General features: G+C 45.4%; 10 protein-coding genes. 4 read left to right on the forward strand and 6 right to left on the reverse strand.

The window, feature by feature from the left end:
* The first annotated feature begins 471 nt into the window (after window positions 1–471).
* A complete protein-coding gene (locus OU793_RS11500) occupies window positions 472–942 on the forward strand; it encodes a hypothetical protein (RefSeq protein ID WP_005486998.1) in 471 nt (156 codons plus the stop codon).
* Here the strand turns inward: OU793_RS11500 and OU793_RS11505 are convergent.
* Together OU793_RS11505 and OU793_RS11510 are read right to left on the reverse strand one after the other, a co-directional pair.
* Window positions 939–1,421: a putative 4-hydroxy-4-methyl-2-oxoglutarate aldolase gene (locus tag OU793_RS11505; protein WP_005460676.1), complete on the reverse strand. Its 483-nt coding sequence runs from the start codon at window positions 1,419–1,421 to the stop codon at window positions 939–941. The genes OU793_RS11500 and OU793_RS11505 overlap by 4 nt on opposite strands.
* Before the next feature lie 53 nt (window positions 1,422–1,474).
* Window positions 1,475–1,882, reverse strand: coding sequence for a DUF3293 domain-containing protein (locus OU793_RS11510; protein ID WP_020904216.1), 408 nt, complete (start codon window positions 1,880–1,882; stop codon window positions 1,475–1,477).
* Window positions 1,883–2,242: 360 nt separating this feature from the next.
* Here OU793_RS11510 and arcA point away from each other — a divergent pair, with 360 nt between their 5' ends.
* Window positions 2,243–2,959: a two-component system response regulator ArcA gene (gene arcA / locus OU793_RS11515; protein WP_005479585.1), complete on the forward strand. Its 717-nt coding sequence runs from the start codon at window positions 2,243–2,245 to the stop codon at window positions 2,957–2,959.
* Between the two features lie 50 nt (window positions 2,960–3,009).
* Here the strand turns inward: arcA and OU793_RS11520 are convergent, their stop codons facing one another.
* From OU793_RS11520 to OU793_RS11535, 4 genes are all read right to left on the reverse strand, one after another.
* Window positions 3,010–3,474 carry a hypothetical protein gene (locus OU793_RS11520; protein ID WP_015296247.1) on the reverse strand — a complete coding sequence of 155 codons (465 nt, stop codon included), beginning with the start codon at window positions 3,472–3,474 and terminating at the stop codon, window positions 3,010–3,012.
* A gap of 1 nt (window position 3,475) precedes the next feature.
* Window positions 3,476–5,827, reverse strand: a complete 2,352-nt coding sequence (gene arcB / locus OU793_RS11525; protein ID WP_017449171.1) for an aerobic respiration two-component sensor histidine kinase ArcB — start codon at window positions 5,825–5,827, stop codon at window positions 3,476–3,478.
* A 226-nt stretch (window positions 5,828–6,053) separates the two neighbouring features.
* The gene (locus tag OU793_RS11530) at window positions 6,054–7,799 is read right to left on the reverse strand and encodes a diguanylate cyclase (protein ID WP_005455892.1); all 1,746 of its coding nucleotides are present in this window, start codon (window positions 7,797–7,799) and stop codon (window positions 6,054–6,056) included.
* A 34-nt stretch (window positions 7,800–7,833) separates the two neighbouring features.
* Window positions 7,834–8,793, reverse strand: coding sequence for a TIGR01212 family radical SAM protein (locus tag OU793_RS11535; RefSeq protein ID WP_020840096.1), 960 nt, complete (start codon window positions 8,791–8,793; stop codon window positions 7,834–7,836).
* 551 nt (window positions 8,794–9,344) lie between these two features.
* Here OU793_RS11535 and gltB point away from each other — a divergent pair.
* Both gltB and OU793_RS11545 read left to right on the forward strand, forming a co-directional pair.
* The gene (gene gltB / locus OU793_RS11540; protein WP_140103924.1) at window positions 9,345–13,898 is read left to right on the forward strand and encodes a glutamate synthase large subunit; all 4,554 of its coding nucleotides are present in this window, start codon (window positions 9,345–9,347) and stop codon (window positions 13,896–13,898) included.
* The gene (locus OU793_RS11545; RefSeq protein ID WP_025540235.1) at window positions 13,898–15,367 is read left to right on the forward strand and encodes a glutamate synthase subunit beta; all 1,470 of its coding nucleotides are present in this window, start codon (window positions 13,898–13,900) and stop codon (window positions 15,365–15,367) included. The genes gltB and OU793_RS11545 overlap by 1 nt, the downstream gene beginning before the upstream one ends.
* The last annotated feature ends 448 nt before the right edge of the window (window positions 15,368–15,815 follow it).

The raw sequence follows: 15,815 nt of genomic DNA on the forward strand, positions 1-15,815 counted from the left end.
AATAATAATGGTCGTGGTCATTACTACTAGGCTGTTAGATGGCATAAATAAATATTCAACGTTAATCGTGTTTGCTTATATCTACGTTTACCGAGTTTCCTATTCAGAGTCAACAAAAAATTGTTTATTTTCCAGTCTTCCAGAGGTTTATTCTGCGTAATGTCATTGATATATAAGTATAATTACTTACGCTTGATTTTAAGAAAAACATCCTTGTTTTCTAACTTCAGGAGTTAATGCCATTAAACGAAGGGTGATTAGGAGCCATAGGTAAGCGGATCTTTCTCATAAAGCGCAAGATCAAACATTTGGACGGTGTTGTTTCTAGTTAACAACAACTTAACTGTGATCAATGTTCCTAGGATCGAATTATTTAGAAAATAGATGTGTTGGCTTTCATATTCTATGCTTTAATAGTGAGAAGCTTTTAGCAGATACTAATAAAAAAGTTAGACACAAGGAGTGGTGGACATGAAAAAATGGCTTTTTCTGTTACTGTTTTCAGTGTCTGGCGTTTCTTTTGCTAACGATCTCCCTCCCCTTCCAGGGAAAACAAGCGCGTCTCCTCACAAACTGTTTATCTCAAGCGAAAGTTACCAAACCGACAGCTTTGATGTATGGAATATTGATGGTGGCTACGCCTATGAACTTTTTGATTCTGTTGACCTTTATGTAGGCGCGCGAGTCAATAACTCTCCGACTCAAAACCAAAGCGGCTTTCTCAGCGGGATCAGCTACCACTTCAATGATCGTGTCACCGTAAAAAGTACCGTAAGATCTTACAAATCTGAGAATAGCAACGGCATTCAAACCGAAGACAGTAGCCTCGCTGCTGAACTTTCTAGCCGCGTGAAAATTACCGATAAGTTAGACATTCACGCGACGTTGGATTACCAAGATTGGCAACAAGGCTTTGAGGTAGGTTTAGGTTTCCGATTCTAAAAATCGAGTGCTTCTTTTGAAATCAACACCCCATTCCAATCGGCATAAACATGATGTTTTGGTTGAACAATTTGGTTCAGCATCGTTAACGTCACGTTGACTTCACCCACACCACGCTTTTCCGTTTTAAACGGACATGTACCCAGCGCTTGCACTCCTATGTCCATTTGCGACATTTGTGCCACATCACGCACCGCTCCGTACACGATGATACCTTCCCAACCATTTTCGATACCGAGTATCGCCAGCTGATCACCAAGCAGCGCTTTTTGGCAGGAACCGTGTCCATCAACAATCAAGACTTTGCCAGTGCCATCCTGTTCTAGAACTTCACGTACTTTAGAATTATCGTGATAGCAACGCACTGTGACAATTTCGCCATGAAAGGCGGTACGTTGACCAAAGTTCTGTAGTGGTAAATTCAGCAACGTCACTTGGTCTTCAAATTGGTCACAAATATCTGGTGTTATGTCTCTCATATTTCCTCCGTGAATTTGCTCGCTCGGGCATAACCCCAACGAGAGATATCCTGTTATACGAGCCTGTCGTTAATTTTTCCTAGCCAATGTTTTTTGCTCGGTACCGCGCACGCAACTAAGTAAAGATCACCATCTATCACATAGTAAATGGCATTTTGTTGAAACGCTTTTGCCAATCGCACAGCCTCTTCTAATGATATATCCGCCGCAAAACTCTCTTCACACCATTCAAAGCTGCGATCACCTACGTTAACGAGCACGTAATTCGCGTGTTTAAGTTGTTTTTCTAACTCTTGATTACTTATGCAGTTCTCTTTCTTTGACCGCAAATTACTGTAGGGGTTCCAAGCAGTTATCACCGCATAACTTGACGTATGCCATTCAGCCTCAAAATGAAAAAAAGATTCTGAATAAGCATTCCATAACGATACATCTATGTTCGTGTTACTTTTTTCTATCATAACTCTTAAACGATTAATAACAGTTACATTTCATCAATTGATGTAAATCAACAAACTGAATGGAATTAACATTTGAGCATTGTTAGCATGCTGTTAACAATATAAAATCCGCTCCATATCTTAGGGTGTTTACGTTTCATGCCCTGCAAAGCAAGGAACTGAAAGGTAAACAAGCCCTATAGAATAAACGTCGCCATTGGATACTGGTGAGTTGGCAAAATTCCAAGGAAGGCGGATAGCTGAAAGAAGTGTTTTTTTGATCAACTTGATTTATTATCAAAATCACATTACCTGTATGTTATATTTTTGCCTAGAATTTATTCTATTAGCACAATTTTGTCACAAATTTAGGTACCGCCAATGCAAACCCCGCAGATTCTTATCGTAGAAGATGAGCAAGTAACTCGTAACACTCTTAAGAGTATTTTTGAAGCAGAGGGATACGCTGTTTTTGAAGCCAGTGACGGTGAAGAGATGCACCAAGTGTTGTCTGACAACTCTATCAACTTGGTCATTATGGACATTAATCTTCCAGGCAAGAATGGTCTACTGTTAGCACGTGAACTACGTGAGCAAGCGAACATCGCTCTGATGTTCCTAACAGGCCGCGACAATGAAGTAGACAAGATCCTAGGTCTTGAAATTGGTGCTGATGACTACATCACAAAACCATTCAACCCACGTGAATTGACTATTCGTGCGCGCAACCTGCTAAGCCGCTCAATGAGCACTAACGCAGTTCAAGAAGAAAAGCGCTCAGTAGAAAAATACGAATTCAACGGTTGGGTGCTAGATATTAACAGCCGCTCACTAGTGAGCCCTGCTGGCGATAGCTACAAGCTGCCTCGTTCTGAATTCCGTGCACTTCTGCACTTCTGTGAGAACCCAGGTAAGATCCAAACACGTGCTGATCTTCTTAAGAAGATGACTGGACGTGAGCTTAAACCACATGACCGTACTGTCGACGTAACGATTCGCCGTATTCGTAAACACTTCGAATCAGTATCTGGTACGCCAGAAATCATCGCGACTATCCACGGTGAAGGCTACCGCTTCTGTGGAGACTTAGAAGACTAATTCAGTCTGCTAGAAATACGAAGGGGTTCTTTTTCTATGCGGGAAAGAAACTAATAAACCTTGTTTATCTTCACATGCTTTTCAACAAGCCAACGTTGTTTACCCGCATCATCAAGCAGCAACGCCAAATCGACGGATTTATCTGTATCGGCTTCAACTTGCCAAGTAAACGTCACTTCCCACTGATTTTCGCTGTGAGTGCGAGTTTCCAAGTCCCCACCATCAATCATCCACTCGGTAGTACCCTGCTTTATAATCAGAGCCTCAGCAGTCAAATTCGCAGGCAGCTGTTTGTCGCCTTCCAGATACAAAGCACCTTGAATACTCAACTCTTGAACGTCTTGCACGGGTTCTTCCTCAATCGCAGGCATTAAGTTCACCCAAAGATTGCTCTTTAGTTCAACATTCACCTGATTCATCGTAATTTGGCTGCCTTGTTGCCAGTTCACTTGAGGAACAGAACTACAACCTACGAGCGATGCAATAAGTAAGGCTACGGGTGCAAGTTTCTTCATGTTATTTCCTTTGATCTAACCAACTTTTGAGTACCTGAATATCGTTTTGGTATTCATTCTTTATCTCTTCGACCCAGTCAGAAATATTTTCCCACCATGCCGGCATATCCGGGGATTGCGCTTTTTGAGCGACGCTTTGGATGCGTTTAAGACCAATAGATCCTGCCGCACCTTTGATTTTATGCGCTTCAGAAACAATGCCATCCTGATCTTTTGCGGTCATGTTTGAGTCTAATACCTCAATGTAATCTGGCATCATGTCTTCAAACATCTTGATGCTGTCGTACACGGGTTTAACGCCGACAATATCCACATAAGACTCTAGCATATCCAGATCCAGTAGATGTGTCTCAATCACAGGAGAAGGCGCTGCTTCTTCCTTGACTTCAGGCTTAACAATCACCGCGGGTTTATCGACTCGATCAACAAAGAACTTATCTATCACTGACTGAATAGCATGCACAGCTAATGGTTTACTGATTGCGTCATCCATTCCATTTTCTAAGTACTCTCGACGATCTTTCATCACGTTCGCCGTTAACGCCACCAACGGAGGTAAGTGGTCATAATGCTCACGGTAGTACTTCGCCACATCAAACCCTGTCATGTCTGGCAGTTGAATGTCCAACAGCGCAAGGTCGTATTGGTCCGGCACAAAGTTGACTAACGCTTCTTCCCCAGTCATCGCGACCGTCACGGAATGCCCCAAACTTTCTAGCAGCGACTTAGCCACCGTCACGTTAAGTTCAATGTCTTCAACCATAAAGATGTTGAGATGCACATTGTCGCGCTTCGCATCGATTACCGGCTCTTCGAGTTCAACAATAGGAACGTGAATCGACACAGTAAAAGTACTACCAAAGCCTTCTTCACTTGTGACCGTAATGTCCCCATCCATCATATTGATCAGCTGTTTCGAAACCGCTAACCCAATGCCTGTACCTACCGCATGCAAGTTGTCTTTGCCCGACTTAACTTGATAATACATAGCAAAAATCTTATCCAGTTCAGCTTCAGGAATACCGATGCCAGTGTCTTCGACTTCCATAATGATAGTCGCGAAGTCTTCTTCGACATCAGCGCTGACTGTCATCACAACGCCACCTTCTTTGGTGAACTTCATCGCGTTGCTCACTAGGTTCCAAATCACCTGACGTAAACGGGTCGCGTCCACCTCGATCGCTTTTGGTAGGTCACTCAAACGTTCTAAGTCGAAACGCAGTCCTTTTTGTTCCGCCATGAGCGCCGAAATACTCTCTATCTCGGCGACAAAGTCTTCAAAGTTCAATGGCGCAGGTAACAGCTCAAGCTTGCGACGGTCGAATTTGTCCATATCGATGATGTCATTGAAGATATTCCCCAACGTAATCGCACTCACGTTGATCGTCTGCATGTGCTTACGCTGCTCTTCCGTCAGCGGGCTATCAAGCAACATTCGACTCAAGCCAACAATGCCGTTTAACGGTGTGCGAAGTTCATGGCTAATTGTGGAGATAAACGTCGTTTTATCTCGGCTGGCTTTTTCTAGAGATTCTTCGTGACGCTTACGCTCAGTAATGTCTCGCCCAAAACCAACCAACCCCAAGTGGCGACCGTCTTTGCTATAGAATGGTACTTTGCGCAATTCAAAATAGTGTTTTCGCCCATCAGGGTATTCCAACCATTGCTCGTAAGTGATCGCTTGGTTGTCGCTAAAGACTTTTTGGTCGGTATCTACGATTGGCTGCGCAATTTCTTTACTGTAGACATCCCACGGGCTCAAGCCGACAAGTTGATGCTCTTTCTTGCCCGTTAACTCTTCCATCGCTCGGTTACAACCAGAGAAGACGCCATCGGCATTACGGTAATAAATCAAATCAGGTGACGCATCGATGAATGAACGTAACAAGGCGGTACGCTCTGCTAACTCTAATTGCGTTCGCTCACGCTGGAAAACCTCATTTTCTAGGTCCTGCATCGCCTCTTCACGCGCTTCTTCCGCTTTAATCCGCTCTTCAATCTCTAGATTGAGCTTTTCGATGTTCTGCTGTAGTTGGAAGTTCAGTTCTTGGTCGCGTGAACGCATATCTTTCAATTTAGAAACCAGCTTAGTCAATCGTTGACGAGACTCTTCTAACTGATCTACCACCACAGATAGGAAGTAAACGGCCCAAGGCGTGATTAACAAACCAAAGAAAACGGAACGTACGATGTCGATATCATCGACGCGCCCTTTGAGAGCCAAAGTGATACCAACTTGTACGACGACAGCAAGTGCCACCAGCGCTAGGGCTAACAAAATTGAAAAACGGACAATCCCTAGTTTCACCAGTAAGTCTACATAGTACTGGGCGAGATTTTTCATGGGCTTCATTCACTACTCCATGGCACAAGCAAGCTATCAACCCGACATATTGAAAACGGGCAGATGTACAAGGCCTAACGCAATTTAGGTCTGTTTGATTTTGAGGCATTCACCTTGATGAACTGGCGAGAATCATGGGATCACAGACGAGAACACAAGGTATAGGCAGTTTAACGTGTTTAATACGGTGATTTAAACCGCTTGCTATCAACTTAGAGCAAGCGGTCACAAAGCGCTAGAAGGAGCTAGGGTGGATGCAGGTGCGATTACGGCCATCGGCTTTGGCCTGGTATAGCGCACTGTCGGCCATAGCAATGCCCATTTCAGGTTCATCACCATGCTGAGGAACGTAAGAAACAAAGCCGATACTCACACTGAGGTGCTCTGAAGCTTCCGAACTACCGTGCTCCATATCAAGCTGTCGAATTTGTTGATGAATGCGCTGAGCGACTTGCTCTGCGCCTTCTGTTGTCGTGTTTGGTAAGATAAAACCAAATTCTTCACCACCGTATCGAGCCACACAGTCTGAAGAACGGTTGACCACTTGCTTGAAGACCGCCGCGACACGAATCAACGCCTCGTCGCCTTGTTGGTGTCCGTAACAGTCGTTGTAATCTTTAAAGAAGTCGATGTCACACAACATAATAGTCAAAGGCAATTTTTCACGAATATGGTGATACCAAAGTACATGAAGACGTTCATCAAATCGGCGTCTATTCGCCACTTGCGTCAAGCTGTCCATAAAGCTCAATTTCTCAAGTTCAAGGTTCGCTTGTTCGAGTTTTTGCTCGGCGAGATAACGCTCTGAAATATCACGCGCCATGATAAGAACGCCATTCGTACCCGATGCCTTGTCTTTAAACGGCGATTTCACCACATCAAACCACGTAATATGGCCATCACTACTCACGACCTTATCGATGTACCTTACCGGTTCGGCTTGTCGTAGAGCGTGTAGGTCGCTCGTTTCCAACCGCGTGTACATTTCAACGGGAATGACATCTTGAAGACGCTTACCAATCAAATCAGAAACTTCAGATATACCTAAAGCGTTTACAAATGGCTTATTGCACGCTTGGTACACCATGTTCTCATTAAAAATACCGATAGAGTCAGGGCTTGCATCTAAGATTGTTTGAAGAATGGTGTCACGCTGAGCCAAGGCGACTTCAGTGTCTTTTCGACGTTCCATTTCATCACGTAAGTTCTGCTGAATCTTATGCCATTCCGTCACATCGTGACTAATAGACAACGTTCCGAGTAGCTCACCACTTGGCGATACTAACGAGCTTAAATTCACTTCAAGCAAGCAGCTGCGACCTTGCGTGTCCGTCGTCCATTTGCGTTCACTTTTACGGGTAGCGACTCGGCTCGCCGTTGCAGTGATGGCTTCTTCTCGTCGCCCCTCCCAAAACTGGTCAAAGGCACGATTCGTCGTCAATAAGTTACCTTGGCAATCTTGCAAGCAGATCAACTCGGACAGCGAATCTAGCGCTGAGCGAGCCATCTCTAACTGCGCCAACTCTTGCTGCTGCTCTTGTAAAGTGACTTGATAAGGTTGCGCGTACATGATCCAAACACGATGACCACGTAGCAAACTCTTTCGGCCGGACAATTCAACCTTAATAGATTCGTTTTCAGATAAACGCCAATCAAAGACTTGGTGACGGAAATAGCGACTGGAAAAGCTATCAAGCAACGAAGAGAGTTTGTGAAGCTCAAACAAGGCTGGGTACAAAAAGCCTGTACCCAGTGAGCGAATGCCAAGCAACTGCATCGCTGCTTGATTCGAAAGTAGGATTTGTCCATGGCTGGCATCTAGCACCAGCACTGGATAAGGCGAATCAGTAATAAGCTGCTTAAGTGCGTTTTGGAAACGAAAGTAGATAAGTGCTATCGCAATCGCACTGACTATCGATAGCAGGACAATATATCCATAACTCTCCTGCCCATTCCAAAGCCAATTAAGTAACTGATCCATTTTTCCACCTATAAAGCAAACTGCTAAAAATATATCAGTTATTTATTGAGCAATCTGCTTTTAATTCCGGCTTCGTGTAGATAAAAGGCTTTCCTATTAAGCTGCCTTGAGCGCCATCTTTATTTAATGCGCGACCAATTTCAGTCATGGCTAACCAACGGTTTTCACACCAAAGCGGGGACAACAGCGTTGGACGACGAGCTGCGGAAGAGACACGATGAAACACAACATCAGCGGGCGTCATACGAATCATTTCACTGGCAATCGCAACATATTCTTCCAATTCAGGGGCTTCTAATCTGCCAGCTCTCCAAGCTTTCGCCATCGTACTGCCTTCCACAATATGCAGGCCATGTAACTTGATGCCATCAGTGCCCACGGCCAACACTTTTTGCAGCGTTTCAATATTATCGTCGCGGGTTTCTTTCGGTAATCCAACAATCAAATGAGTACAAACTTTGATCCCTAAGGCTCGAGCTCGCTGAGTGATCTCCGCATAGCATTCAAAATCATGTCCGCGGTTGATGCGTTTGAGCGTATCGTTATTTGCAGTTTGAAGACCTAGCTCAAGCCAAATTTCATAACCTTGGTTTACGTAATCCGACAGCAAATCTAATACCGAGTCAGGCACACAGTCTGGGCGAGTTCCCACACACAAACCCACAATATCAGCAGCTTTAAGTGCTTCTTCATACATATTTTTCAGTACTTGTACTTCTGCATAGGTACTGGTGTACGCCTGAAAATAAGCCAGATACTTCTTCGCTCGATGGATCTCTCCAGCACGATCTTTCAATTGATCGTGGATGCTTTTGATCTGCACTTCTTCGTCAGCAAACGAAGCCACATTACAAAATGTACAACCACCTCGGCCAATCGTGCCGTCGCGGTTTGGGCAACTAAAGCCACCATGTAAAGTCAGCTTATGGACTTTTTCGCCGTAACGACGCTGAAGATCTTGGCCTAGTGTATTGACCAACTCATGTAACTGCATAGATTCTCACCAATAGTAAACCGTAATAAATCTCACTACGATTTATGTAACTAAATTACATCCCTGCAAGAAAAAACAAACAATATTACTCAATTCAAACAACGCCCAATCGGTGTGAAATCAATAAACTTGCATAAATACAGACAAAAAAGCGTCATGTTGCGTAAATGTTAAACTAAAAATGCATATTTAAACGAAAAAATTGGGTCACAGAGGCGACTTTTCATTGCAATCCGAAGTAACAAAATTGTAGGATACTTACACAACCCCGCATTTTTTGTGACTTTTATTACAGCACGCACAGCGGGAATTGTCGGTGTTATCCCACTCCCACCTATATAAATCACTAAATAGTGAGAATAAATAAAGGGATATCACCAAGGATTGTTTTTCTCGCAATACTTTTCCTGCGAGATACGGAAAGGAATCAAGACCAGTCAACCTCGACTGGTGGCGATAATAAATATAAAGGACAAGACGCATCATGTGTCACAAGGCAACTTCGGTCTGCCTCGTACCTTTGCGTCGCATTGAACTGGAAGGATGTATCTATGGTAGATAGAGAGCAAAATTCACAGGGTCTATACACTCCGGAATTGGAGCATGACGCTTGTGGTATCGGTTTTGTTGCTCACCTTAAAAACCGTAAATCTCATGAAGTAGTGACTCAAGCATTGGATATGCTGGCTCGCATGGAACACCGTGGCGGTCAAGGTTGTGACCCATGCAGCGGTGACGGTGCGGGTATTTTGTTGCAAAAACCTCATGAATTCCTATTAGAAGAAGCCGTCAAACTAGGCATTAAACTGCCTTCTTTCGACAAATATGGCGTTGGTGTCGTTCTTTTCCCGAAAGACGAATACAAACGTGAACAGTGCCGTGACATTCTGGAGCGTAATGCCAAACGCCTGGATCTTGAAGTTATCGGTTACCGCGTGCTACCAACCGACAACTCTATGATTGGTGCCGATCCGCTAAGCACAGAGCCTCAGTTTGAGCACGTGTTTATTTCTGGCGGCCCTGGTATCACTCCGGAAGAACTAGAGCGCAAACTCTATGTACTGCGTAACTACACCGTACGAGTTTGCCTGGAAAGCGTGTCGAATATTGGTGACGACTTCTACATCAACTCAATGTCATACAAGACATTAGTGTACAAAGGTCAGTTAACAACCGAGCAAGTACCTCAGTACTTCCTGGATCTGCAAAACCCGACTATGGTGACCGCACTGGCACTGGTACACTCGCGTTTCTCTACCAATACCTTCCCGAAATGGCGTCTTGCACAGCCTTTCCGTTACATCGCCCACAACGGTGAGATCAACACAGTTCGCGGTAACCTGAACTGGATGAAAGCCCGTGAAGCGATCATCGAATCAGACCTGTTTACTCAGGCTGAAATAGACATGCTTCTTCCTATCTGTCAGGAAGGCAGCTCAGATTCATCAAACTTCGATATGGCACTAGAGCTCCTGGTTCTTTCTGGTCGTAGCCTGCCACACGCGCTGATGATGCTGATCCCTGAAGCATGGCAAGAAAATAAAAACATGGATCCTAAGCGTCGTGCTTTCTATCAGTACCACGCGAATATCATGGAACCATGGGACGGCCCGGCATCGGTATGTTTTACAGATGGCGTTCAGGTCGGTGCCACCCTTGACCGTAATGGTCTGCGTCCGTCTCGCTACACAGTGACGAAAGACAACTTCCTGGTTATGGCTTCAGAATCTGGCGTTGTGGACATCGCACCAGAAAATGTTGAGTTCCGCGGTCGTCTGCAACCTGGTCGTATCTTTGTTGCGGACCTGGAACAAGGTCGCATCATTTCTGATGAAGAAGTGAAAGATACCATCGCAACTTCACAGCCTTATGAGCAGTGGGTGAAAGACAACCTGCTGAGCTTGAAAAAACTGCCAGATGCCAGCAACCAGTTCAGTCAGCCTTCTCCAGAGCGTCTACTACACCGCCAACAAGCGTTTGGTGTGAGCTCAGAAGAAGTGAATGAAATCATAGTTCCGATGGCAAATGATGCTAAAGAGCCACTATCTGCAATGGGTGCCGACTGGCCGCTAGCAGTTCTGTCTCACCAGTCTCAGCATCTGTCGAACTACTTTAAGCAATTATTTGCTCAGGTGACTAACCCACCGATCGACCCGATCCGTGAGCGTATGGTTATGTCGCTGAACACTTACCTTGGTAAAGACCAAAACCTACTGACGGAGACACCGCTTCACTGTCAGAAAGTTGAGCTTGAATCACCTGTACTGGCTAACTCTGAGCTTGAAAAACTGCGTGCTATCGATAACGAACACCTGCAAGCGAAAACACTGGATATTGTATTCCAGGCCAGTGAAGACAAAGGTAAGTTAGAACGTGCACTGAAACGTATTTGCCAATACGCAGAAGATGCCGTGGTTGATGGTTACTCTATCATTGTACTCACAGACCGTGCAGTTAACTCTAATCATGCCGCTATCCCTGCAATGCTGGCAGTAGGCGCAGTTCACCACCATCTTATCCGCAAGGGTCTGCGTGCGAAGTGTGATATCGTGGTAGAAACTGGTGATGCACGTGAGACACACCACTTCGCAACGTTGATCGGTTACGGCGCGAACGCAGTTAACCCTTACCTGGTTATTGAAACCATCATCGAATTACAGCGTACTAAAAAGCTCGATCCTGAAGCGAATCCGCGCGATTTGTTCAACAATTACCGTAAAGCAATCAACGGTGGTCTGCTGAAGATCTTCTCTAAGATGGGTATCTCAACGCTACAGTCTTACCATGGCGCGCAAATCTTCGAAGCATTGGGTATCCACAAGTCAGTGGTAGACAAATACTTCACTGGTACGGTTTCTCGCATCCAAGGTTTGACTCTGGATGACATCGCGAAAGAAGTGTTGATCCGCCACCGCATCGGTTACCCACAACGCGAAATCCCAATTCAAATGCTGGATGTGGGCGGTGTTTACCAGTGGAAACAACGTGGTGAGAAACACCTATTCAACCCAGAAACTATCTCTCTACTCCAGCAATCAACTCGCAACAAAGATTACGAGCAGTTCAAGAAGTATGCGAGTGCCGTCGATAAACAAGGTGACAACGCGGTAACGCTACGTAGCCAACTGGAATTCATCAAGAACCCTGCGGGCTCTATCTCTATCGATGAAGTAGAACCAATCGAAAGCATCGTAAAACGCTTTGCAACAGGCGCAATGTCGTTTGGTTCGATCTCTTATGAAGCGCACTCAACACTGGCAGTTGCGATGAACCGCTTAGGCGCGAAGTCCAACTCAGGTGAAGGTGGTGAAGACCCAATGCGCTTTGAGCGCAAAGAAAATGGTGATTGGGAACGCTCTGCAATCAAACAGGTGGCTTCTGGTCGTTTCGGCGTAACCTCTTACTACCTAACTAACGCTGAAGAACTTCAAATCAAGATGGCTCAAGGTGCGAAACCGGGTGAAGGTGGTCAGCTACCTGGTGATAAAGTGGATGACTGGATCGGTGCCACTCGTCACTCGACTCCAGGCGTCGGTCTGATCTCACCACCGCCACACCACGATATCTACTCAATCGAAGATTTGGCTCAGCTGATCTACGATTTGAAAAGCGCCAACCGCGCTGGTCGTGTAAACGTGAAACTGGTATCGGAAGCGGGCGTAGGTACGATCGCTTCTGGTGTTGCGAAAGCGAAAGCGGACGTTGTGCTTATCGCAGGTTTCGATGGCGGTACGGGTGCGTCACCAATGTCTTCAATCCGTCATACTGGTCTTCCTTGGGAACTGGGCTTGGCAGAAACCCACCAAACGCTACTGAAGAACGGCCTACGTAACCGTATCGTTGTTCAAGCAGATGGTCAGATGAAGACACCTCGCGACCTTGCTGTGGCAACACTACTAGGCGCAGAAGAATGGGGCGTAGCAACCGCAGCATTGGTGGTTGAAGGCTGTATCATGATGCGTAAGTGTCATAAGAACACCTGTCCTGTTGGTATCGCGACTCAGAACAAAACACTTCGCGAGCGCTTTGATGGTCGCGTAGAAGACGTCGTAACCTTCTTCCAATACATGGCCCAAGGTCTGCGAGAAATCATGGCTGAACTTGGCTTCCGCACTATCGATGAGATGGTAGGGCAAGGTCAAAAACTGAAAGTTCGCCAAGACGTTTCTCATTGGAAATACAAGAACCTAGATCTATCTCCTGTACTTCATGTTGAACAGCCTCGCGAAGCTGATGGCGTATTTAACCAAGCGCAGCAGAACCACAACCTTGAAGCAGTACTAGACCGTAAGCTGATTCAAGCCGCAATTCCAGCTCTAGAAAAAGGTGAAGCAGTAAGTGCTGACTTCCCTATCGTTAACACAGACCGCTCTGTCGGAACCATGCTGTCTAACGAAATTTCGAAAGTGTACAAAGACCAAGGTCTACCTCAACCAATGAATGTCAAATTCAAAGGTTCTGCAGGTCAATCTTTCGGCGCATTCCTCGCTAAGGGCGTGAAGTTCGAAGTGGAAGGTGATGCAAACGACTACTGGGGTAAAGGCTTATCTGGCGGTACTTTAGTGCTCTACCCTGACGCGAAATCCAGTATTGTCGCTGAAGACAACATCGTAGTTGGTAACGTATGTTTCTACGGTGCAACTTCGGGTGAGTCTTTCATCCGCGGTATGGCAGGTGAGCGTTTCTGTGTTCGTAACTCAGGCGCGAAAGTGGTTGTAGAAGGTGTCGGTGACCACGGTTGTGAATACATGACGGGCGGTGCAGCCATCATCCTTGGTTCAACAGGTCGTAACTTTGCTGCAGGTATGAGTGGCGGCGTGGCTTACGTATGGGATAAATCGGGTGACTTTGAATCGAAACTGAACCCAGAGCTGGTTGACCTAGACCCAATCGAGCAAGAAGACAAAGATCTATTACTCGACATGCTAACCAAGCATGTTCAATTCACAGGAAGTGAAGTCGCTCAGTCTTTCCTAGATAACTTTGAAGCAAGCCTAGCCTCTATGGTTAAGGTGATGCCGCGTGACTACAAAGCGGTTCTTCAAAAGCGTAAAGATGAGGAGGCTCAGTCTCAAGGAAATGAAACTCAAGCGGAGGCAGTGTAATGGGTAAGCCTACTGGATTTTTAGAGCATGGTCGTGAACTACCACAGAAGATCGACCCAGCTGAACGTATCAAGAACAACAAAGAGTTCGTTCTGAACGAGGAGTTTGGTAGCAAAATCAATACTCAGGCTTCTCGTTGTATGGATTGTGGTGTGCCGTTTTGTCATAACGGCTGCCCTATCGGCAACATCATCCCAGAATTTAACGATGCGGTTTATCGTGATAGCTGGGAAGAAGCATGGAACATTCTAAGCTCAACTAATAACTTCCCTGAGTTTACTGGTCGTGTTTGCCCAGCACCATGTGAAAGTGCTTGTGTACTTGGCATCAACCAAGACCCGATCACTATCTGTAATATCGAGAAAACCATCGTGGAAACGGCGTATCGTGAAGGATACGCCAAACCAAAAACTCCGCGTTCTCGCACTGGTAAAACAGTCGCTATTATTGGTTCTGGCCCTGCGGGTCTTGCGGCTGCCGAGCAGCTAAACAGCGCAGGCCATACCGTGACCGTATTCGAGCGTGACGAGAAAGTGGGTGGTCTGCTGCGTTTCGGTATTCCAGATTTCAAACTGAGCATGGAAGTCATTGATCGTAAGATCAATCTAATGGCAGAAGCTGGCGTTGAGTTTAGAGTAAATCAACACGTTGGTGTCGATGTAAACGCGCAACAACTGCGTCAAGAGTACGATGTGGTACTGCTGACTGGTGGCTCAACCGTTCCTCGCGATCTTCCTGTTCCGGGACGCAATCTAAAAGGCGTGTACTTTGCAATGCAGTTCCTCGGACAAAACAATCGCCGAGCAAACAACATGGATCTAAAAGGAGAAGAAATTCACGCAGCAGGAAAACATGTTGTCGTAATCGGGGGTGGTGATACCGGTTCAGACTGTGTGGGTACATCAAACCGTCACGGCGCAGCAAGCATAACTCAAGTTGAAATCATGCCGATTCCACCAGAGAAGCGCCCAGCCAATATGCCTTGGCCTCAATACCCAATGATCCTACGCACTTCGACTTCTCATGAAGAAGGTGTCGATCGTCACTGGAACATCTTGACCAAAGAGTTCATCGGTAACGACAAAGGTGAAGTTACAGGTCTTCGTCTTGCAGATATCGTTTGGGAAGATGCGAAACCAGGCGAGCGCCCAAACTTTAAAGAAGTAGAAGGCAGCGAGCGCGTGATCCCATGTGACATGGCTTTCCTTGCGATGGGCTTCCTGCACCCAGAACCAACTGGCGTTCTTGCTCAACTGGATATCGCACTCGATGATCGCGGCAACGTTGCAACGCAAGGTTTCGCGACAAATCAAGAAGGCGTATTCGCCGCAGGTGATATGCGTACAGGCCAATCTTTGGTGGTTCGTTGTATCAACGAAGGTCGCGAATGTGCTCGTGCTATTGATGAATACCTGATGGGTGGCACTAACCTTGAAGCAAAAGCAAATTCGCTAATGCTTTCAGCATAAAGGGGGCATTCACGCTTCCTTCTTTCAAAGTCATCACTTAGCCATCAGCGATATCGATGGCTAAAGACCAAGAAAGAAAACAATTCCTTCCAATCTTTATCTTTTGACCAGCATTTTATGCTGGTCTTTTTTATTCCTCCCAGCATCAAATGTTACTTTTTTGTAACAATCAATTTTCTATCTCATTGAAATTATTATACTATTTTAGGTAATTAAACGGTAAATCGCATATTCACGTGATTATCCACTAATAACTTGACCTTTTTTACAATAAGCTATAGCTTGTGAAGTTGATGAAAATAAAACACACAAATTTTGTTAAATATTTTTCTAAATTAACTGAATAAATACACACAAAAATATAAAAGTGACGCATAGTTAGTCATCACTATCAACGTAAGCAGTGTTGATGTATCTGTCGGGATGACAGATAAGCAAAGGGAGAATT

It is taken from the genome of Vibrio sp. VP6 (assembly GCF_028823755.1).
Lineage (GTDB): Bacteria > Pseudomonadota > Gammaproteobacteria > Enterobacterales > Vibrionaceae > Vibrio > Vibrio parahaemolyticus.